We start from the raw sequence: 20,499 nt of genomic DNA, 5'->3' as shown, positions 1-20,499 counted from the left end.
AATAATGCTATGTCAATGATGCAAACAGCGGAAGGCGCGTTTGATGAGATGACTAACATTGCATACCGTATGAAAGAACTTGCAACACAAGGTGCGAGTGACGCTAATGGTGATAGTGAATGGTTAGCCCAAAGTGCTGAGTTTGCAGCGTTATCAGCAGAGCTAACGAGTATTATGGAAAATACTTCTTTTGGTGGAACTGACTTATTAGATACTGCTGATAAATTTGGTGCGGCTGCTGGCGTGAAATTTCAAGTTGGGTCAAGTGCAGCGGAAACACTTACCGTAAATATTTCAACTGATTTAGCGGCAGTTAAAACAGCAATGACATCTTCATCTACTAGAGCTGCAACAGGTACGACAACAACTGCTGGTACCTTCTCTAATGTTGCTGATGCTCAGGCACAACTTGCTTTAGTTGATACTATTATCAGTTCTGTTGGTACCGCTCGCTCAGCGTTAGGTGCATCAATGAATCGTCTTGAGCATACCATGACGAACGTAACTAACATGAAAGAGAATACGCAAGCTGCGTCATCTACGTTAATGGATGCTGACTTTGCGGCTGAAACGTCTAACATGACTAAGCAGCAATTGTTAATGAACTCAGGTATTTCGGTATTGAGTACAGCGAACAGCACAACACAAATGATTGGTTCATTACTTAACTAATTTTTTGCAATAAATACGTAAGTTTATATCAATGGCTATACTCTTTGGGTATGGCCATTTTTTTAGTCTATTTAGTCTATTCTGTCGCTAATACTACCAAGCTCAGACAGAAAGACAGCTTTTCTTTCTGCTCAATTTCAAGCTTTGTAATTATATTATTTTAAATAATGCATTAAAAATGAAAAAAAGTTTAATTTTATAAATTTAATAGTCGCTATATAAATAAAGTAGCTGATGTTTATTGCCGAATTATAGCGATAAACGAATTAACCCAGAAGGAAATCTCATGGCTTTATCAATTCAATCAAATATGGCATCAATGTCAATTCAAAACCAATTAGGTCGTAGTAACGATAGTTTATCTACGGCGCTAGAGCGTTTAGGCTCTGGTTTTCGTATAAACTCAGCAAAAGATGATGCAGCAGGTTTACAAATTGCTTCACGTTTAAATGCGCAAGTAAAAGGTCAAGAAGCTGGTATTTATAATGGTAATAATGCGATGTCGATGATGCAAACAGCGGAAGGCGCGTTTGATGAGATGACTAACATTGCATACCGTATGAAAGAGCTTGCAACACAAGGTGCTAGTGACGCGAATGGCGCTACTGAATGGGCTGCGCAAAGTGCAGAATATGCTGCTTTGACTGCTGAGCTTAATAGTATTGTGGATAATACGTCTTTTGGTGGAACTAAGTTACTTGATGGCGGTAAATTTGATGCTGCAGTTAAATTTCAAGTAGGCTCAAGCACCGCTGAAACATTAGAGGTTGATATAACTGCTGCATTTGATGGATCGGCTGGTTCAGTAGATGCAGCGATTGATGGTATTGAAGCATCAGGTGGTACTGCAGGTACATTTGAAAATGTGGGTGAAGCGCAAGCTCATTTAGCACTAGTTGATACTTTAATTGCAGGAATTGGCAGTGCGCGCTCAGCGTTAGGTGCATCAATGAATCGTCTTGAGCATACCATGACGAACGTAACTAACATGAAAGAGAATACGCAAGCTGCGTCATCTACGTTAATGGATGCTGACTTTGCGGCTGAAACGTCTAACATGACTAAGCAGCAATTGTTAATGAACTCAGGTATTTCGGTATTGAGTACAGCGAACAGCACAACACAAATGATTGGTTCATTACTTAACTAATTTTTTGCAATAAATACGTAAGTTTATATCAATGGCTATACCCTTTGGGTATGGCCATTTTTTTAGTCTATTCTGTCGCTAATACCACCAAGAACAGACAGAAGAACAGCTTTATCTTTCTGCTAAATATCAAGCCTGGTAATTATATTATTTTTAATAATGCATTAAAAATGAAAAAAAGTTTAATTTTATAAACTTAATAGTCGCTATATATATAAAGTAGCTGATGTTTATTGTCGAGTTATAGCGATAAACGAATTAACCCAAAAGGAAATCTCATGGCTTTATCAATTCAATCGAATATGGCATCAATGTCAATTCAAAACCAATTAGGTCGTAGTAACGATAGTTTATCTACGGCACTAGAGCGTTTAGGCTCTGGTTTTCGTATAAACTCAGCAAAAGATGATGCAGCAGGTTTACAAATTGCTTCACGTTTAAATGCACAAGTAAGAGGTCAAGAAGCCGGTATTTATAACGGCAATAATGCGATGTCGATGATGCAAACAGCGGAAGGCGCGTTTGATGAAATGACTAATATTGCATACCGTATGAAAGAGCTTGCAACACAAGGTGCTAGTGACGCGAATGGTACTACTGAATGGGCTGCGCAAAGTGCTGAATATACAGCTTTGCAAAGTGAGTTAACCAGTATAATGTCAAATACCTCATTTGGTGGCACTGAATTATTAAGTGCTGCTGGTAAGTTTGGTGCGGGCTCACTTACTTTTCAAGTAGGTTCATCAACAGCTGAAAAACTTGATGTAGATATTTCTACTACATTAGCTACAGTAACGACAAACGTTGCGGCAGCAGCAGCTTTTACTAACGTAACTACAGCGCAAACTGAATTAGGTAAAATAGACACAATAATTGAAAATATCGGTACGGCTCGTTCATCACTAGGTGCATCAATGAATCGTCTTGAGCATACCATGACGAACGTAACTAACATGAAAGAGAATACGCAAGCTGCGTCATCTACGTTAATGGATGCTGACTTTGCGGCTGAAACGTCTAACATGACTAAGCAGCAATTGTTAATGAACTCAGGTATTTCGGTATTGAGTACAGCGAACAGCACAACTCAAATGATTGGTTCATTACTTAACTAATTTTTTGCAATAAATACGTAAGTTTATATCAATGGCTATACCCTTTGGGTATGGCCATTTTTTTAGTCTATTCTCTTGCTAATACTACCAAGATCAGACAGAAGAACAGCTTTTCTTTCTGCTCAATTTCAAGCTTTGTAATTATATTATTTTAAATAATGCATTGAAAATGAAAAAAAGTTTAATTTTATAAATTTAATAGTCGCTTATAAATAAATTAGTAGCTGATGTTTATTGTCGTGTTATAGCGATAAACGAATTAACCCAGAAGGAAATCTCATGGCTTTATCAATTCAATCGAATATGGCATCAATGTCAATTCAAAACCAATTAGGTCGTAGTAACGATAGTTTATCTACGGCGCTAGAGCGTTTAGGCTCTGGTTTTCGTATAAACTCAGCAAAAGATGATGCAGCAGGTTTACAAATTGCTTCACGTTTAAATGCACAAGTAAAAGGTCAAGAAGCCGGTATTTATAACGGTAATAATGCGATGTCAATGATGCAAACAGCGGAAGGTGCGTTTGATGAAATGACTAACATTGCATACCGTATGAAGGAGCTTGCAACACAAGGTGCTAGTGACGCGAATGGCACTACTGAATGGGCTGCACAAAGTGCGGAGTATGTTGCCTTGACCGCTGAGCTTAATAGTATAATGAATAATACTAATTTTGGTGGGACAGCGTTATTAGCTGGTGGCAAATTTGAAGCTGGTGATGTGAAATTTCAGGTTGGCTCAAGCACTGCTGAAACATTAACAGTGAATATCTCTGCATCTTTAGATGCTGCGACTGCAGGTTCAGTTGGTGAGGCTCTTGTAGATATTGCCGCTGGTGGTACAACTGGTACGTTCACTGATGTAACAGAAGCACAAGCGCATTTGGCGCTTGTAGATACCTTGATTTCAGGTATTGGTAGTGCACGATCAGCGTTAGGTGCGTCAATGAATCGTCTTGAGCATACCATGACGAACGTAACTAACATGAAAGAGAATACGCAAGCTGCGTCGTCTACGTTAATGGATGCTGATTTTGCGGCAGAAACGTCTAACATGACTAAGCAGCAATTGTTAATGAACTCAGGTATTTCGGTATTGAGTACAGCGAACAGCACAACACAAATGATTGGTTCATTACTTAACTAATTTTTTGCAATAAATACGTAAGTTTATATCAATGGCTATACCCTTTGGGTATGGCCATTTTTTTAGTCTATTCTGTCGCTAATACTACCAAGATCAGCTTTTCTTTCTGCTCAATTTCAAGCTTTGTAATTATATTATTTTAAATAATGCATTAAAAATGAAAAAAAGTTTAATTTTATAAATTTAATAGTCGCTATATATATAAAGTAGATGATGTTTATTGCCGAATTATAGCGATAAACGAATTAACCCAGAAGGAAATCTTATGGCTTTATCAATTCAATCAAATATGGCATCAATGTCAATTCAAAACCAATTAGGTCGTAGTAACGATAGTTTATCTACGGCGCTAGAGCGTTTAGGCTCTGGTTTTCGTATAAACTCAGCAAAAGATGATGCAGCAGGTTTACAAATTGCTTCACGTTTAAATGCGCAAGTAAAAGGTCAAGAAGCTGGTATTTATAATGGTAATAATGCGATGTCGATGATGCAAACAGCGGAAGGCGCGTTTGATGAGATGACTAACATTGCATACCGTATGAAAGAGCTTGCAACACAAGGTGCTAGTGACGCGAATGGCGCTACTGAATGGGCTGCGCAAAGTGCAGAATATACAGCCTTGACTTCAGAGCTTGATAGCATTATGAAAAACACTTCATTTGGTGGTACCTTATTACTAGAGGGTACGGGGAATAAATTTGCTGATGCTGCTGGTGTTAAATTTCAAGTAGGCTCAAGCACTGCTGAAACGCTAACGGTTGATATCTCAGGATCCTTGGATGCCACTACAGGTGTGGCTAAAAATATTGATGATATTCAAGGTCTAACTACAGGTGGTTTTGCATCTGTAGCTGAGGCGCAAGCTCATTTAGCGCTAATTGATACGTTGATTGCAGGTGTTGGTGGTGCTCGTTCAGCGTTAGGTGCGTCAATGAATCGTCTTGAGCACACCATGACGAACGTAACTAACATGAAAGAGAATACGCAAGCTGCGTCATCTACGTTAATGGATGCTGATTTTGCGGCAGAAACGTCTAACATGACTAAGCAGCAGTTGTTAATGAACTCAGGTATTTCAGTATTGAGTACGGCGAACAGCACAACACAAATGATTGGTTCATTACTTCGTTAATAGTTTAATGTACTAATTGATGTTACAAATTAAAATAGCTATTGGTAATATAGCTATTTTAATAAATAAAAATTCATTTGAGTTTTTATTTATTAAAATAAATACTTGGAGAATAAAATGTCTTTATCAGCATTAAGTATTGACCCAGCTAATTTGGCTAGTCAATATACACAAATTGAACGTGCTTCAAAAGATCAGTTGTTGAGTAATAAAAGTTATGAATTTTCTAGTAAAATAAGTGCATTTGATAGTTTAAAAAGCACATTAACCAGCTTTTATGATAGTTTGTCAGATAATCTTGATAGCGATAGCAGCTTTTTAGCAAATTCAGCTACTGTGACTGATGAAGCTGCGCTTAATATTACAACGACAGGTAGTGCATCACCAGGTGAGTATGATGTTTTTGTTGAACAATTAGCACAAGCACACCAAGTGGCACTTAGTTTTGATACCACTTTACCCTTAAGTACTAATGGCGAATTAAATATTGATTTAGCAGGTGATTCGTTCAGTGTTGATTTATCAACACTTGCAGCAGGCGCTTCGTTAAGTGATTTAGCCACTGCTATTAATTCGCATGTTGATAATAAAGGTGCTAAAGCAAGTGTTATACGTTCAGGCACTGAAACATTCTTAGTTATGACTAGTGAAGAGTCGGGTGCTGCAAATCAAATAGCGATTAGCTTTACACCTGCTGCAATTGCTCCTGATATCAATGGTGGTAATATAGCTAGCGCTATCACTGGGCAAACCGAGCTTACCGCAGCACAAGACTCTATCATTAAGTTAGGGGCAACGTCTGCTATTACAATTACCTCTTCAACCAATACACTTGATACTGTTATTGAAGGGGTAACGCTTAACCTAACGAAAGTACAAGCAGCCGGAGATAGTCCAGCGCACGTTTCGGTTGGGCAAGATGTAGAAAATACCAAGAGTAATATTCAAGGTTTTGTAGATGCGTTTAACAATTTATCAAGCAGTATAACAACGAACGATGATTTAAAAAGAGATAACTTAGCAAGTAGTCTAGCGCGTTCATTACGTAATGATTTTCAGGGTACATTCGAAGGTAAAACACTTTATTCGGTAGGGATCGAATTTGATCGTAGTGGTAATTTACAAATAAATAGTGATAGATTAGAAGATGCATTGATTTCTGATCCTGATTTGTTGACTAAGATGCTTACCGGCGATAATGGCATAATGTCGAAATTAGAAAAAAGAATAGAACCTTATACAAAAAGCTACGGCTTAATTACTGATAAAAAAGATACCTTGCAAGCTAGTTTAGATATTATTACTAGACAACAAGAAAGCCATGAATTCTCAATGGAGCAAGTATATCAACGTTATTTATCACAATTTACACAAATGCAGCAGACTATTGCACAATTAGAATCTACAATGGGTCAATTTGGTTAAGGATTAATAATGTTAGACATAAATGACGGCTTTTCGGCTTATAAAAGCACCTCTATTGACGGTCGTGCTGCCGGTGCAGATATTCATAAGTTAGTGTTGATGCTGTTTGATGGTTTTTTAGATGAATTAGAGAGTGTCACTGGCCATATTAATCAAAAGCGCTATGATAAAAAAGCGCAAAGTATTGAAAAAATGATGCGTATTTTGGGGGGGTTAGAAGCCTCACTTGATTTAGAGTCAGGTAGTGAAGTAGCCGTTAATATGCGAAATTTATATGAACACTGTGGACAATCACTTTTACAAGCAAGTTTAAAAAATGATTTAAGCTATATTGATTCTGTTCGTACTGTCATGACTAATCTACAAGAAGGTTGGAAAGGATTAGGTTCACAGGTAGCATAATTACCTAAGAAATATGTTTTTATAAACCAGTTGCATCGCAACTGGTTTTTTATTTTTAAGAGTACTGAATTGTTCTGATCAAATAGATGAATATGTACATTAATAAAATAAAGAATGATAGTTTTTCTATTTTATATAAAAAGTCAGTAAAGCAAGTAGAGTCTCAATAGCTCATCTTGTATAAGTGAATTTGACGATGAAGTCAGGAAAGTGGTTGCTAGAGAGATGTTTATTAAGTTGAATTCAGTTAAATAATAAATGGGTAAATTCTCTTCCATTTACTTCCGTTATGCGGAAGTTCCGCTTCCGCAGAGTTTGAATCAAAGTAAGATTATTTCTTGTATTTCAGTTACTTGACAGTTGGTGTGTTTTTTGCAATATTAATGAATTAAATAAATTTGGTATCGACAGAAGTGTTGTCATTGTGGTTTTGAGCGGAACAATTATTTATGAATCAGTTGCAGGCTGAACAAAAAATACAATCACTTTTATTGTATATGGCAGAATCCATTGAAAAAGGTAATTGGCATAAGATTCGTGAGGCTGATCGTCAATTGATGTCCTTAATTAATGGAATCAAAGAAGCTTCTTGGTTTACATCTTTTGAACCCAAATTAGTCTCATTAAAACGAGATTATGAAAAAAAAATACAACTGATTAATGCTCAAAAAGAAGATATGAGTAAAAAAATGCAACGTCACCAAACAGATAGTGATGGAATACTAGCTTATAAACAATTGACAGAGAGCATTGGGCAATGACGGTTCAACTACGCACACAAACTATAGCGCAACAAGACGTTTTAGGTGATAGCCAAATCAAGGCAAATTCTTCGCAAAGTTCAAATTCATCAGCGAACACAAATACTGCTGACCTGAATGCAGCTACAGCTACGTTAGCGACAACATCGAAGTCGTTGGACTCCAAGCCATCGGAGCACTCTACTGATCCTAGTCAAACATATGATGATGCGGAAGAAGCATTGGTATTTGTATTGCCTGATATTTTGGTAGATGATCAGAGTCTAGAAGCGAGTGATGTCTTGCTTGATAATGAACAACTAGATAGTACAAATAAAGATACGCCGAATGAATTACAAGCATTTATTCAAAACCCTAGAGCGCAGAGCTTTAAAACACAACCGATAACGTTGTCAGAAGATCTTATTGTACAGGCATCGGTGTCAAATAATCTAACCTCTTCTTTGTCAAACATAACGTCAATATCTCCGGTTGAAAATGGAGCCAAAGCTAGTGATGCTAAGTTAGTGGATCCAATAGTTACTCAAATAAATACAATGAGTAAGTTAGATGGCAATGACGTACTGCCACTGTCAACGACTATTCAACCAGCTTCAACCGTTATTAATGACGCAGCAAACGCTACCACAAACCCCGATATTATAAAGCCGTTGATACAAGCAGATAAGTTGCTCTCAAGTAGCCAACAGAGTGAGTTATTAGTGAAACCTTCGGGAGTTAATAATACAGTACAAGACCAATATTTAGCTACGCGACTTTTATCTGAGAATTCATCAAGTAACAGTGGTGTAAGTAATATAAATCATAAGTCTACAACGGCTGATGCTATTAATACATTGGCTTCGTCGGTAGTATTAAATGATGAAAAAGATTTTCAAAAAGGATTAATCCAGCAAGTTTTAAGTAGTGTTGAAAATCGTGAACATACCCTTTCAAAACCTGCTTTTGGATCCACAGCAGAGACTCAAACTGTGAGTCAACAATGGCGTAAAGAGCAATTAACGAGTAACACAAATGAGTGGGGGCAACGTTTACTACATGTTCTTAATGATAAAGTGAGCTTACAAATAGGCCAACAAATACAAAGAGCACAAATACGCTTAGATCCGCCGCAGTTAGGTAGTATTGAAATTGCCATTAGTGTGGAAGGAGATAAAACGACAGTTCACTTAGTTGCAGGTAATGCACAAATACGTGAAGCTATGCAACAAACACTGGATCAGTTACGACATTCACTATCACAAGCTGGTGATGTTACCGTTGAAGTTGATGTAGGGGAAAAACAGCAACAATCCGATAATTCAGGGGATACATCTGAAATGGATATAGCTGAAAATACAGCTATTGAAGAAGAAGCTACTTTAAAAACAACAGAAAATAGTGCCAGAGATTGGTTGAATCGATTAGTTTAAGAATAGTTGGAGTATGGATAAGTGAATAAAGTCGTTATAGGAATTATTGTAGTGGTGTTACTTGCAGGTGCTTTTTTTGCAGGTAAATTGTTAGATAGTCAAGACTCAGAAGAGCAAAGCAAAGGAGAAGTGGTAAGCGCAACCGAGCAGTACTTTGCTATGGAACGTTTTATTATAAGTATTAACGATGAAAATTTGACTCGCTATTTAGTATTAGATTTAAGTCTAGCGATTCCTGCTGATGGACAAAGCTCAATTACTGCAGAAACTTATGCGCCACTTTTGCGTAATGAATTAGTAAAAAGGTTTGTGAACTTAGATCGAGACCATGTGAAAAGTGAGTTTACCGATATAGAACAAATGCAAAAAACACTGTTGGAGAAATTTAACTCGGTATTAAAGACGAAATCGGACCTCGAGTTAAGTAATGTTATTATAACTAATGTTTTTATCCAGTAAGGAAAAGCATGTTAGTTCAAACGGAATGGTCTGAACAAGTCAGTGAAAATAGCACCTTGACTGCAGAAAAAGAAAGTGAATTATTAGCAAAGTATGCTTATTTAGTTAAGCGTGCAGGTGCTCATATGCGCACTCAACTTGGTGTCATTGTTGATGTCGATGATATTCAACAGATTGGTTTGGTTGCCTTACTTTCATCTATACGTCGTTATGGGCGTGATGTAGATGAAAAATTTGCGGCTTATGCGTTCAAATGTATTCGTGGTGCGATGCTGGATGAGTTTAGGCGTGTTGATTGGCGACCTAGACAGTTAAGACAAAAATCCCATAAATTAAGAGATTGTACAAGAGCCTTAGTGAAGAGGCTTGGCAGAGAGCCAAATGATAGTGAGCTGTGCGCGGCATTAAAGGTAAGCCCTGATGAATTGCTAGAACTTCATTATATTACCCAAGCAGAAGCGATGGATAGCTTAGAAAGTTTACTTGATGATGGTGGACAATATTGCTCGCCTACAGATGATACACTGTCAAAAGCTGAATCAGCAATGGAATTACAAGCCGCTATGGCAACACTGCCGGCGCGAAATAAACTGTTACTACAGCTTTATTACACCTATGAAATGAATATGAAAGAAATAGCTTTGACCCTTGAACTTACTGAAGCGAGAGTGTGTCAACTTCATAAAGAGGCATTAGTTGCCTTAACCCGAAAACTCAAACATAGCGAATAACCGAGGAAGCAAATATGCAACGATTGATAGGTTTACTGGTGGTGCTTGGTACCGTATTAGGTGGTTTTGCATTCGCCGGTGGGAATCTAGCCACAATGTGGCAGCCTGCGGAATTTTTAATTATATTTGGCGCTGGTATAGGAGCGTTAATTGTGGGTAACTCAAAGTTTGTATTGCTCGAAATGTTATCACAGCTAAAGTATCAATTATTTAGTAATAAAAACAGTCATACAACAGATCTTTATCACGACATACTCATGGTAATGTACTCATTGCTTGACTTAGTTCAAAGTAAAGGCATCAAGGCATTGGATGACCATGTAGAGAATAGTGAAACAAGCTCGATATTTCTCGCTTATCCTAAAGTGGCCGAGTTTCCACAATTAGTAACCTTTATCTGTGATAACTTTAGACTTTACAGTATGGGTAAAATTAATTCTCATGATTTTGATGCAATATTAGAGCAAGAAATTTATACCATTGAAGAGCAAAAACTAAAACCATCACATGCACTAGGTGATATTGCTGAAGCTATGCCTGGTTTTGGTATTTTGGCAGCGGTTGGCGGGATTATTATTACTATGCAACATCTTGATGGCCCAATGAGTGAGATCGGTTACCATGTTGCTGCGGCATTGGTTGGTACTTTTATTGGTATTTTTGCCTGTTATTGTTTAATGGCGCCTCTATCTACAGCGATGGCCTCGTATGTAAAAAAACAAATGGCATTGTTAGAATGTGTTAGAGCTATGTTGGTTGCGCACGCTAAAGGACATGTTGCTATTGTTGCTATTGATTCTGGACGTAAGCTTATCAATGAAGAAATTAAGCCTAGCTTTACAACCATGGAACAATGGATTAATAACCGAGCAGCATAATGTCAAATTCTGAACTGATTGTAATAAAGCGTGGCCGTCGTAATAAAGGTCATGGTAAACATGGCGGAGCCTGGAAAGTTGCGTTTGCTGATTTTACGTTAGCAATGATGGCTTTTTTTATGGTGCTTTGGATTTTAGCTATTACTAATGATGCAGAGCGTAAAAAAATTGCGCATTATATGCGTACTCATTCAGTGTTTGATGGCAGTCCATCTTTTTTTAAGCAGGGCAATAGTCCTTTTCCTATCGATTTAGGGGGGTCGCCCTCAATTATTGATAATCAAGCCTCAAATCGTCTACCACCAGATAATCCTCTGCCAGGTATAAGTGAATACCTTCAAGTTCCGGAAGGAGATAAAGAACCACTTGCAGGTAATGGAGATAAATTGAATTCGGCTATTGATAGCGAATTTGCTGCTTCATCAGAATTAAGTTTGTTATTAAAAAGTTTTGAAGAGCTTTCGAAGGAAGAGCTATTAAATAATAATATATTAGTTGAAGAGGTACCTTCAGGCTTGAGAATCATTATTAAGGATGATGACAATCATACGATGTTTGCTCCTTCACAAAAAACAATGTCACCTTTTTTTGAGGATTTGTTCTTGTATCTGGGTGGTATGTTCAAAGATATTAACAATAAAATTATAATATCAGGGCATAGTGATGCAAGCCCATTTAAAGGACAAACCTATACCAATTGGGAGCTTTCAGCTGAACGAGCACAACAAGCTAGAAAAATTATGGCTGCGGGTGGTATGCCAGCTTCGAGAGTAATGCAAGTTAATTCATTTTCTTCAAATCGCCTATTGAACAAGAAAGATAAAACAGCAAGTGAGAATAGAAGGGTTGAGTTACTCGTGCTTACATCTGATGCAGAAAAGAAAATTAACGATCTTTTTGCCGACGATAATGTGCAAAATCCTATTAAACAGTCAGCGAGCGCGGCGACAGCAAATAAGCCAGTGATGCGCTTGGAAAGCAATGATGAATGACAATAAGATAACAGAACAAGAGTGGGAAAAAGAAAACCAACGCCTATATAAACGTTGGTATTTAAATCATAAAGATGAGCATTTGTCGTTGGCAATACAACGAAGTGGTATTGCGGTTAAATTAAAGCATCCTTGGCTATTTGGTTATCAAATTTGTCAAGGGGTTATTAAAAATGTCAGTGTTGGTGGTGCAGGGTTATTGGTTCCGGCCGAAAAAAAATTACCAAAAAGAGTAGTTGTTGCTTTTAACCAAATAGAGAGTTTTACTGGTTTGGTTAAGTACAGCAAAAGCATTAATGAGCAGTTGAAATTTGTTGGACTTGAATGGGCAACAAAGAACGAGCAAGAACGAATGGATTTAGTCGCAAACTTGCAGGCTTTATCTAAGCAAGAAAAATAACATGAATGTATTTACATTTTTAATTGGAAAGCGATAGCAATGAAAATTTTATCCCCGTCAAAAAGTAAGCTTATTAAAGCTGAACAAGCGAGTAAATTTGCAGTGCTGCCTTTGACTTTAGAACAAAGAATTCACGAAGCAGCGGTTAAATCTGCTGCAAATGTAAATTTAAATAAGGTGTTAGAAATTGAGCTAGCGAAACTCTTTAATGATAGTAGCTTCTCTATAGAGGTAACCCCTTGTTCGTATACAGCTATCTATAGTTGGTTTAATGAAGCGCCTAGGGTGTTTGTGAAAAGTGCTTCTTTTGTGCCAGAGGATGAAGATACTTATTTGTCGTTCGATTATCAAAGTGCTCATCGGATGGCTGATTTATGTCTCGGTGGCGTGCTAAACTCGGTAAATAAAAAAGCGCCAGTTGATAGCTCAACCCAAGATGACAAGTCAGAATCAGATGATAACTCAGTTCAAGATGAAAAATTAGCGTCAGATGAGAATTTAGCTCAAGATAGTAATTTAGAATCAGTCGATAAGCCAAAGTCTGAACTTAGTGCGACCGAAGCACGAATTTGTGGGCGTCTATTACAAAGGCAAATACAAGGCATACAATATTTATTATTTAAAGAACGTGGTAGCCTTGCTGCAGAAATTTGTAAAGATGAAGCTATTCCTAATTCATTAAATCACTTAGCATTTAAAGTGAGACTTATTCTTGAAGAAGAGGTAGTTAGTTGGTTTATTTGGTTACCTGTTAGCTTTTTTAATACTTCAAAATTAACAAATGCTCAAAACAAGGATGCTCAGCCATTATCTATGGCTTGTAGCCATAAATTTATAGTAAAAGGCCGTGTTGAAATGGCTTCAAAAAGAGTGACACTAAAACAATTAAAAGCGTGTATGAATGGCGCTATTTTACCAATTGAATTAAATACTCCAGCACTATTTAAGCTTGGTAAAACAACATTTTTAAAAGGACAGGTTGCAGAGCAAGATGCAAATCTGACATTTCAAGTTACTGATATACCAGAAAAGAGTGAATTATAGTATGAATGACAATTTAGATGCTGCATTAGATGCCTTAGATTTAGATGATATCGACAATGAGTTAGTTGATAATAAGCAAGACAATAATATGTCTTTATTTGAAGGTGTACCTTTAACGATTACATTAGAAGTGGCCAGCACAGAAATTACCTTAGGTGAGTTAAGTCAAGCTAAACAAGGGGATGTACTTCGCTTAGATAAAGAAGCGGGGCAACCTTTAGATGTTAAAGTTAACGGCGTTTGTTTTGCTCAAGCTGAAGTGGTTATGGTTGATGGTCAATATGGTTTAAAGTTTATCAACGACGAAGAATCATCTACACAGGAATCATAAAGCAATGAGCAAAAGCGCATACATTAAAATAGGCTTTTTGTTATTGACTTTGCTATTGCCTGGTTGGTTAAATGCGCAAGAATTAACGTTATTTTCTTTGAAGTCAACAGAGGAAGGTCAAGATTATAACGTAAAGTTACAAATTCTATTAGTAATGACTCTGTTGAGTTTAATTCCTGCATTACTAATGGTACTCACTTCGTTTACTCGCATTATTATTGTATTAGCTATTTTGCGCCAAGCTATGGGGTTACAGCAAAGTCCGCCTAATCGTGTATTGATTGGGATTGCGCTGATGCTTACTGTGTTAATAATGCGACCTGTTTGGCAAGATGTGTATCATAATGCCTATAAACCATTTCAAGAAGAAACCATTGGCCTTGAAGAAGCGTTACTTAAGGCTGAAGTACCACTTCGAGCATTTATGCTTAAACAAACGCGTGAAAGTGAATTGCATCAGGTATTACTTATTGCCAACGAACCTACGACATTGAGCGCACAAGAAATACCTTTTGAAGTGCTTATGCCAGCGTTTGTGTTAAGTGAGTTAACAACAGCCTTTCAAATAGGTTTTATGTTATTTATTCCATTTTTGATTATAGATTTGGTGGTTGCTAGTATCTTGATGTCAATGGGGATGATGATGTTATCACCGTTGATTATTAGCCTACCCTTTAAATTAATGATCTTTGTGTTAGCGGATGGTTGGTCAATGTTGGCTGGAACGCTAGCTGCAACTTTTGGAATGTTACCATGACCCCTGAAATGGCAATGGAGCTTGTAGCAAGTGCAATTTATACTATTATCGAAATGATTTTAGTGTTAATTGTACCTGGTTTAATTCTTGGCATTATAGTCGCCGTTATTCAAGGTGCTACCTCTATTCAGGAACAAACGCTGACCTTTTTACCGCGAATGATACTAACCCTTTTGATGATAGTCTTTACCGGGCACTGGCTGGTACGGACAATGTTGGAATGGTTTGATAATTTGAAATTTATGATTCCAGGAACACTTGGTTGAATTCATTAATTGAGCTTACTAGTGGAGATATTGTGAGCTGGATGGGTACCATGTGGTGGCCATTTGTGCGTTTTTCAGCATTACTTTGGTCTATGCCTATTTTTGATAGCCCAGTGGTAACACCTAGATCTAGAATTCTACTATCAATGATGTTGTCTTTTTTAATTGCGCCACAATTACCATTGGCTCCGGCAATTGATATTTTCTCTTTTGATGCTGTATTATTAACCGTTGAGCAGGTCATATTTGGCGTATTGATGGGGCTTTCGTTACGTATTCTGTTTGAAGTTATGTCTTTAGTGGGCTTGGTACTGTCAATGCAAATGGGGTTATCCATGGCACTGGTTATGGATCCCGGCAGTGGTAGTCAGGTCGCGTTATTAGGCCAGATATTTTGGTTGATGGCGGCGTTGCTTTTTTTTGCTGCTGATGGGCATTTAATAACGTTGCATGTAATGACACAAAGTTTTACGGTATGGCCGATAGGAACAAGTATTTATGAGGTTGATATTCGTGCAATCCTTAATTTGTTTGCTTGGCTCTTTGCTTCTACCTTGTTGTTATCTTTACCTGGTGTAATTGCAATGTTATTAGTTAATTTAACCTTTGGTGTTGCTAGTAGAGCAGCACCTTCGTTAAATATTTTTGTATTAGGTTTTCCAATGGCTTTGTTAATGGGCTTCTTTTGTGTATTTATGACATTAACATATACTGGTGGTGCTTTTTCAAATCTGACCTACCATGTATTGTCTGTTTTTTCTGAGGCTATGGGATAAGTAATGTCTGAAGATAGTTCACAAGAAAAAACAGAGCAGCCCTCCGAAAAGCGCTTGAAAAAAGCGCGTAAAGATGGTCAAGTTGCGCGCTCTAAAGAATTGAATACCGCTATCTTGTTAATGATTAGTATCGCGGGCTTACTTTTTTTTGCAGATATGTTTTATAGTTTATTGTTAGAGATAATGCATAACACTATGATGTTAGATCATAGTATTCTGGATAATAAAAAATTAATGCCTATAGCGTTAGGTAATGCAATTTTAGATATGCTTTCTACATTAGTACCTTATTTACTTTTAGGGTTTGTCGCTATGTGGATTACGGGTATTTTACCCGGCGGATTTGTGTTTTCTATGAGCTTAGTCGCTCCTAAATTTAGTAAACTTAACCCGCTAAAAGGTTTAGGAAAAATGTTTGGTAAACAGACATTAATAGAGTTACTCAAATCAATTGTCAAAATAACTTTGCTTAGTATTTGTTTGTATACTTTTTTGACGCAATTGTGGGGGCAACTAGTGGCTTTACAAAGCCAAGATCTCTATGTAGCTATTTCTCATGGTATAGAGTTATTATTTCTAGCAATGATTATTACCGTAACATTATTACTAATTGTTGCAGCTATTGATGTACCTATTCAGCAGCATCAAACGCTAAGTAAAATAAAAATGACTCATCAAGAAGTAAAAGAAGAAAGAAAGTCATCAGATGGTAGCCCTGAAATAAAGAATCGAATTAGGCAAATTCAGTATCAACAAGCTAACCGAAAAATAGAAGAACGAGTGCCTAATGCTGATGTCATTATTACCAATCCAACCCATTATGCTGTTGCCATTCGCTATAGTGAAGATAAAGCAAAAGCACCCTACGTTGTTGCTAAAGGGATGGATGAGATGGCTTTACGGATTCGCGAGGTCGCCCGTAATCACAATAAAGAAATTATCGCATTACCTGCGCTTGCACGAGCTGTTTATTTTTCAACTCGTATTGATCAAGAGGTACCAAGAGGACTTTATACTGCCGTTGCCTATGTTTTAACGTATGTTATGCAATTAAAAGCCTATAAACAGGGACGTGGACAAGCCCCAGCCCCATTACCTAAACTTAAAATCCCTGCAAATTTGCAGAAACCATAACTGTGGAGTATTACATTGAACTGGCGTAGCCTTACTCGACCTTATACAGCGATACCTGTATTACTTTTAGCCATTTTATCTATGGTTATATTGCCTTTACCTGCCTGGCTATTAGATACGCTATTTACTTTTAATATCGTGCTTTCTGTTATTGTGTTATTAGTTGCTGTTTCGAGTAAAAGACCACTCGATTTCTCTGTTTTTCCAACGATTTTATTAGTGGCGACCTTAATGAGGTTGACACTTAATATTGCGTCAACCCGTGTAGTTTTACTCCATGGTCATGAAGGTTCAGATGTTGCTGGTCGTGTAATCCAAGCTTTTGGTGAAGTGGTTATTGGCGGTAACTATGTTGTTGGTATTGTTGTATTTATTATACTAATGATTATCAACTTTGTAGTTATTACGAAAGGTGGAGAGCGAATATCTGAAGTTGCTGCTCGATTTACCTTAGATGCTATGCCTGGCAAGCAAATGGCAATTGATGCAGATTTAAATGCCGGCTTGATCGGTCCTGAACAAGCTAAAGAGCGACGTAATACCATTGCGCAAGAAGCTGATTTTTATGGCTCTATGGATGGTGCTTCAAAGTTTGTTCGTGGTGACGCGATTGCAGGACTCATTATTTTAGTTATTAATTTACTTGGTGGTGTCTGCATCGGTGTTTTTCAGCATGATTTGAGTATGGCTGAAGCATTTCAACGCTTTGCATTATTAACCATTGGTGATGGCCTTGTAGCACAAATTCCTTCATTATTACTTGCTGTGGCTGCGGCAATTATTGTTACCAGAATGAATGATGCCGGTGATATTAGTGAAACTGTTGGATCGCAACTATTAGCCTCACCTCGCGTTATTTTTACCGCTGCACTAGTAATGCTGATTTTAGGTGTTGTGCCAGGTATGCCAATGCTTGCTTTTGTGAGCTTTGGTTTACCCTTATTATATGCTGCTTGGCGTTTAGAAAAGTCATCACCAGATGATGGTTTAATAGAAGCTGAAAGTATTACCGAGTCAATATCCAATGAGCAGACTGCACTAAAATGGAACGACATACCTCATGTTGAACAGTTATCTGTTGAGTTAGGCTTTCGACTGGTCTACCTTGCTGATAAAGGTAAAGGTGAAGAACTTGTAAAGACATTACGAGGTGTTCGTAAAAATTTATCGGAACAATTAGGCTTTTTACTGCCAGAAATAAGAATTAAAGATAACCTGAGATTAAACCCACAAGAGTATAAAATTAAACTTGCTGGTATAGCAGTCGCTTCGTCGCAGCTAAATGCTAAACAATTGTTAGCGTTAAATACGGGGGATGTATATGGGCAGCTAGATGGTGAATTAACAACGGACCCTGCTTATGGCTTAGAAGCAGTGTGGATACCAGAAGAGGCGAAAGCTAAAGCTTTAAATATGGGGTATTCAGTTGTTGATTTGGGCACTGTTATTGCGACTCATACTGGTAAAGTTATTAAAGAGCATTTAGATGAATTATTTGGCTATGAGGATATCCAACGCCTCAATGAACGTTTGAAAGAGATTTCACCAGGTCTAGCTGAAGCGCTTGAAAAAGCATTACCGATCAATTTACAACTTAAAGTGATGCGCTTACTTTTACGTGAACATGTTGCGTTAGGTGATATAGTAACAATTGCTGGTACTCTCATTGATAGTGTTGAAGTGACAAAGGATCCTATTTTACTTACTTCTGATGTTCGTTGCGCGCTGCAGCGAGTGTTGGTTAAACAAGTGATGGGTGAGCGAGATGAACTAGCCGTATATAGCTTAGATGAAAAACTCGAACAAACGATGCAAAGTTCTCTTGACCAAGCAATGCAGTCAGGCAAAGTCGCATTAGATAGCTTCCCGGTGGATCCTAATTTACTTGGTCAATTTCAACGTACTATGCCAGCTATTATGGATGATATGAAAAGTAAAGGGATTACCCCTGTACTTATAGTGATTCCTCAGTTAAGGCCTTTATTAGCACGTTATGCTCGTTCGTTTACTAAAGGCAGCTTAAGTGTATTATCTTATAATGAAGTGCCAGATAATGTGAGGGTGAATATTATTGGCTCCTTAGGTTAGCATCGTTATTATATTTTGGGGAAAACCTTTTGCTTTAATAACTGCGCTCAAATATAGTAAATTAGTACTTGTTTTGTTTTTTTAGCATTTATTTTTTAGCATGCACTTAGTTGTCACACTTTTACAGTATCGTTTTGGTTGTGTCTTCATGTGTTATTTGTTAAAAAGTAATACTTGCTTAATTAAATTTATTAAAAAGCTTTTATTTACAACGTATTAATTCCTAATTAAATATGAAGTAAATGCGAATTATGTATGTATATTTGATAATGGGTGATTGCAATTCAGTTGCGGTTACTTATAATGAATAAATCGAAATAGTAATTAATAACTATTTTTTATGGAATCGGGTAGGAATAAACTAAGAAAATTAACTAGCAAACTATTTGAAAGAATAGGACGCAAAACTGCCAGTCTAAAGCTTAATAAAAATAATATTAAGTCAAGATCGTGGAGTTACATTAACTTAGCGGCACTTTTCATCTCATCTTATATGTGATGTTCCGCTTATTGCTAATATTTTACAAGGAACAGGTACATAAATGTTAAATTGTTTCCGTCAATTTTGTATTTTTATTCTCTTTTTTTACACCTTATTATTTACGCAGTACAGTAATGCCGAGCGTAATATTCAACAAACCTATGAAAACAGCACTTGGCAAGTTAGTGGTGATTCTTTTTTTTGTCAGTTATCACAAACCATTGATGAATATGCAGAGTTGAGTGTAACCTCGAGAGCAGGAGAGCCTCAAAACTTGAGTCTTCGATGGTTATTAACTGATCGTGAAATTACCAATGTGCAAGTTTTTACACGTCGAGCAGATTGGCAATCAGCACAAACAATACCCCCTAAAATAATGTTTAATTCATCTGAAATAGAACAGCAGCAAGTCTATTTTTATTCAGGAATCGCCTCGTTACTACGAGCTATTAAACAAGGTTTTTGGCTCGATGCTATTGTTGGTTTTGGTGATGAAGAACTACGTCTAACGTTTGCAAATACCTTTAGCGATAATGTCATTTCAAAGTATCAAGATTGTCGTCACCAACTTTCTCCATTATCGTGGGATCAAGCACGAGATCATGAATTTGAATTTGAACTAGGTGAACGCATAGTAAGAAAACAAGCAGATATTACTTTTTTAAAAGATTTAGCGCGCTTTATAGCATTAGATCCTAGCGTTGAAAAAGTGATGATAGATGGTCATACCGATGATGTTGGTTCACCACTAGCAAATAGACTGCTTTCGAAAGAACGTGCTGATGATGTTGCGGCTCGCTTAGTCGAATTTGGCTTACCAGAAAGTATGTTAGAAGTACGCGCGCACGGTCAGCGTTACCCTGTTGCTAACAATAGTACCATTCTTGGGAAATCTTCAAATAGACGAGTATTAGTTCGTTTATTTAGACGCTCAAATTGATTTCGGG

The 20,499-nt window shown here is 37.2% G+C and carries 22 protein-coding genes and 1 riboswitch; all 22 genes read left to right on the top strand.

Going from position 1 to position 20,499, the window contains the following annotated elements; translation table 11 throughout:
* Positions 1–672, top strand: a 672-nt coding sequence (locus tag Q4503_RS06820; protein ID WP_303601790.1) for a flagellin, incomplete at its 5' end; no start/stop codon positions are given.
* Between the two features lie 286 nt (positions 673–958).
* Entirely contained in the window at positions 959–1,822 is an 864-nt protein-coding gene (locus Q4503_RS06815; protein ID WP_303601789.1) for a flagellin, read from the top strand.
* 278 nt (positions 1,823–2,100) lie between these two features.
* Positions 2,101–2,937 carry a flagellin gene (locus Q4503_RS06810; RefSeq protein ID WP_303601788.1) on the top strand — a complete coding sequence of 279 codons (837 nt, stop codon included), beginning with the start codon at positions 2,101–2,103 and terminating at the stop codon, positions 2,935–2,937.
* A 279-nt stretch (positions 2,938–3,216) separates the two neighbouring features.
* Positions 3,217–4,083: a flagellin gene (locus Q4503_RS06805; RefSeq protein WP_303601787.1), complete on the top strand. Its 867-nt coding sequence runs from the start codon at positions 3,217–3,219 to the stop codon at positions 4,081–4,083.
* A gap of 265 nt (positions 4,084–4,348) precedes the next feature.
* Positions 4,349–5,215, top strand: coding sequence for a flagellin (locus tag Q4503_RS06800; RefSeq protein WP_303601786.1), 867 nt, complete (start codon positions 4,349–4,351; stop codon positions 5,213–5,215).
* Positions 5,216–5,332: 117 nt separating this feature from the next.
* Positions 5,333–6,640, top strand: coding sequence for a flagellar filament capping protein FliD (fliD, locus tag Q4503_RS06795; RefSeq protein WP_303601785.1), 1,308 nt, complete (start codon positions 5,333–5,335; stop codon positions 6,638–6,640).
* Positions 6,641–6,649: 9 nt separating this feature from the next.
* Complete coding sequence (gene fliS, locus Q4503_RS06790) at positions 6,650–7,042, top strand: flagellar export chaperone FliS (RefSeq protein ID WP_215974147.1); 393 nt, start codon at positions 6,650–6,652, stop codon at positions 7,040–7,042.
* A 449-nt stretch (positions 7,043–7,491) separates the two neighbouring features.
* A complete protein-coding gene (locus Q4503_RS06785; protein WP_215974148.1) occupies positions 7,492–7,803 on the top strand; it encodes a hypothetical protein in 312 nt (103 codons plus the stop codon).
* Positions 7,800–9,215: a flagellar hook-length control protein FliK gene (locus Q4503_RS06780; RefSeq protein ID WP_303601784.1), complete on the top strand. Its 1,416-nt coding sequence runs from the start codon at positions 7,800–7,802 to the stop codon at positions 9,213–9,215. The genes Q4503_RS06785 and Q4503_RS06780 overlap by 4 nt, the downstream gene beginning before the upstream one ends.
* 21 nt (positions 9,216–9,236) lie before the next feature.
* Positions 9,237–9,674, top strand: a complete 438-nt coding sequence (locus tag Q4503_RS06775) for a flagellar basal body-associated FliL family protein (RefSeq protein WP_215974149.1) — start codon at positions 9,237–9,239, stop codon at positions 9,672–9,674.
* Between the two features lie 8 nt (positions 9,675–9,682).
* Positions 9,683–10,405, top strand: coding sequence for a FliA/WhiG family RNA polymerase sigma factor (locus Q4503_RS06770; protein WP_215974150.1), 723 nt, complete (start codon positions 9,683–9,685; stop codon positions 10,403–10,405).
* A gap of 14 nt (positions 10,406–10,419) precedes the next feature.
* Positions 10,420–11,283, top strand: coding sequence for a flagellar motor stator protein MotA (gene motA / locus Q4503_RS06765; RefSeq protein ID WP_215974151.1), 864 nt, complete (start codon positions 10,420–10,422; stop codon positions 11,281–11,283).
* Complete coding sequence (locus Q4503_RS06760; RefSeq protein ID WP_252727638.1) at positions 11,283–12,275, top strand: flagellar motor protein MotB; 993 nt, start codon at positions 11,283–11,285, stop codon at positions 12,273–12,275. Before motA ends, Q4503_RS06760 begins: the two co-directional genes overlap by 1 nt.
* Positions 12,265–12,675, top strand: a complete 411-nt coding sequence (locus Q4503_RS06755) for a PilZ domain-containing protein (RefSeq protein ID WP_215974152.1) — start codon at positions 12,265–12,267, stop codon at positions 12,673–12,675. The genes Q4503_RS06760 and Q4503_RS06755 overlap by 11 nt, the downstream gene beginning before the upstream one ends.
* 39 nt (positions 12,676–12,714) lie before the next feature.
* Positions 12,715–13,719 carry a flagellar motor switch protein FliM gene (locus tag Q4503_RS06750; protein WP_303601783.1) on the top strand — a complete coding sequence of 335 codons (1,005 nt, stop codon included), beginning with the start codon at positions 12,715–12,717 and terminating at the stop codon, positions 13,717–13,719.
* 1 nt (position 13,720) lies between these two features.
* Positions 13,721–14,050 (top strand): FliM/FliN family flagellar motor switch protein, encoded by a 330-nt coding sequence (locus Q4503_RS06745; RefSeq protein WP_215974154.1) that lies wholly within the window; start codon positions 13,721–13,723, stop codon positions 14,048–14,050.
* Between the two features lie 4 nt (positions 14,051–14,054).
* A complete protein-coding gene (gene fliP, locus Q4503_RS06740; RefSeq protein WP_215974155.1) occupies positions 14,055–14,807 on the top strand; it encodes a flagellar type III secretion system pore protein FliP in 753 nt (250 codons plus the stop codon).
* Positions 14,804–15,073 carry a flagellar biosynthetic protein FliQ gene (locus Q4503_RS06735; RefSeq protein ID WP_215974156.1) on the top strand — a complete coding sequence of 90 codons (270 nt, stop codon included), beginning with the start codon at positions 14,804–14,806 and terminating at the stop codon, positions 15,071–15,073. The genes fliP and Q4503_RS06735 overlap by 4 nt, the downstream gene beginning before the upstream one ends.
* Positions 15,070–15,849, top strand: a complete 780-nt coding sequence (fliR, locus tag Q4503_RS06730) for a flagellar biosynthetic protein FliR (protein ID WP_215974157.1) — start codon at positions 15,070–15,072, stop codon at positions 15,847–15,849. Before Q4503_RS06735 ends, fliR begins: the two co-directional genes overlap by 4 nt.
* 3 nt (positions 15,850–15,852) lie before the next feature.
* Positions 15,853–16,983, top strand: coding sequence for a flagellar biosynthesis protein FlhB (gene flhB, locus Q4503_RS06725; protein WP_303601782.1), 1,131 nt, complete (start codon positions 15,853–15,855; stop codon positions 16,981–16,983).
* Between the two features lie 15 nt (positions 16,984–16,998).
* The gene (flhA, locus tag Q4503_RS06720) at positions 16,999–19,071 is read left to right on the top strand and encodes a flagellar biosynthesis protein FlhA (protein ID WP_215974159.1); all 2,073 of its coding nucleotides are present in this window, start codon (positions 16,999–17,001) and stop codon (positions 19,069–19,071) included.
* Between the two features lie 366 nt (positions 19,072–19,437).
* Positions 19,438–19,535: riboswitch (cyclic di-GMP riboswitch) on the top strand.
* A 78-nt stretch (positions 19,536–19,613) separates the two neighbouring features.
* Positions 19,614–20,492 carry an OmpA family protein gene (locus Q4503_RS06715; protein ID WP_215974160.1) on the top strand — a complete coding sequence of 293 codons (879 nt, stop codon included), beginning with the start codon at positions 19,614–19,616 and terminating at the stop codon, positions 20,490–20,492.
* Positions 20,493–20,499: the final 7 nt, after the last annotated feature.

Origin of the sequence: Colwellia sp. 6_MG-2023, assembly GCF_030547765.1 — a bacterium.
Classification (GTDB): domain Bacteria; phylum Pseudomonadota; class Gammaproteobacteria; order Enterobacterales; family Alteromonadaceae; genus Colwellia.
The sequence above is the reverse complement of the archived record's forward strand: the minus strand, read 5'-3'. Positions and strand labels throughout refer to the sequence as shown.

Coding starts and splice junctions, on each gene's coding strand:
- Q4503_RS06815 (WP_303601789.1), top strand. CDS start 959: ATGGCTTTATCAATTCAATCAAATATGGCATCAATGTCAATTCAAAAC.
- Q4503_RS06810 (WP_303601788.1), top strand. CDS start 2,101: ATGGCTTTATCAATTCAATCGAATATGGCATCAATGTCAATTCAAAAC.
- Q4503_RS06805 (WP_303601787.1), top strand. CDS start 3,217: ATGGCTTTATCAATTCAATCGAATATGGCATCAATGTCAATTCAAAAC.
- Q4503_RS06800 (WP_303601786.1), top strand. CDS start 4,349: ATGGCTTTATCAATTCAATCAAATATGGCATCAATGTCAATTCAAAAC.
- fliD (WP_303601785.1), top strand. CDS start 5,333: ATGTCTTTATCAGCATTAAGTATTGACCCAGCTAATTTGGCTAGTCAA.
- fliS (WP_215974147.1), top strand. CDS start 6,650: ATGTTAGACATAAATGACGGCTTTTCGGCTTATAAAAGCACCTCTATT.
- Q4503_RS06785 (WP_215974148.1), top strand. CDS start 7,492: ATGAATCAGTTGCAGGCTGAACAAAAAATACAATCACTTTTATTGTAT.
- Q4503_RS06780 (WP_303601784.1), top strand. CDS start 7,800: ATGACGGTTCAACTACGCACACAAACTATAGCGCAACAAGACGTTTTA.
- Q4503_RS06770 (WP_215974150.1), top strand. CDS start 9,683: ATGTTAGTTCAAACGGAATGGTCTGAACAAGTCAGTGAAAATAGCACC.
- motA (WP_215974151.1), top strand. CDS start 10,420: ATGCAACGATTGATAGGTTTACTGGTGGTGCTTGGTACCGTATTAGGT.
- Q4503_RS06760 (WP_252727638.1), top strand. CDS start 11,283: ATGTCAAATTCTGAACTGATTGTAATAAAGCGTGGCCGTCGTAATAAA.
- Q4503_RS06755 (WP_215974152.1), top strand. CDS start 12,265: ATGATGAATGACAATAAGATAACAGAACAAGAGTGGGAAAAAGAAAAC.
- Q4503_RS06750 (WP_303601783.1), top strand. CDS start 12,715: ATGAAAATTTTATCCCCGTCAAAAAGTAAGCTTATTAAAGCTGAACAA.
- Q4503_RS06745 (WP_215974154.1), top strand. CDS start 13,721: ATGAATGACAATTTAGATGCTGCATTAGATGCCTTAGATTTAGATGAT.
- fliP (WP_215974155.1), top strand. CDS start 14,055: ATGAGCAAAAGCGCATACATTAAAATAGGCTTTTTGTTATTGACTTTG.
- Q4503_RS06735 (WP_215974156.1), top strand. CDS start 14,804: ATGACCCCTGAAATGGCAATGGAGCTTGTAGCAAGTGCAATTTATACT.
- flhB (WP_303601782.1), top strand. CDS start 15,853: ATGTCTGAAGATAGTTCACAAGAAAAAACAGAGCAGCCCTCCGAAAAG.
- Q4503_RS06715 (WP_215974160.1), top strand. CDS start 19,614: ATGTTAAATTGTTTCCGTCAATTTTGTATTTTTATTCTCTTTTTTTAC.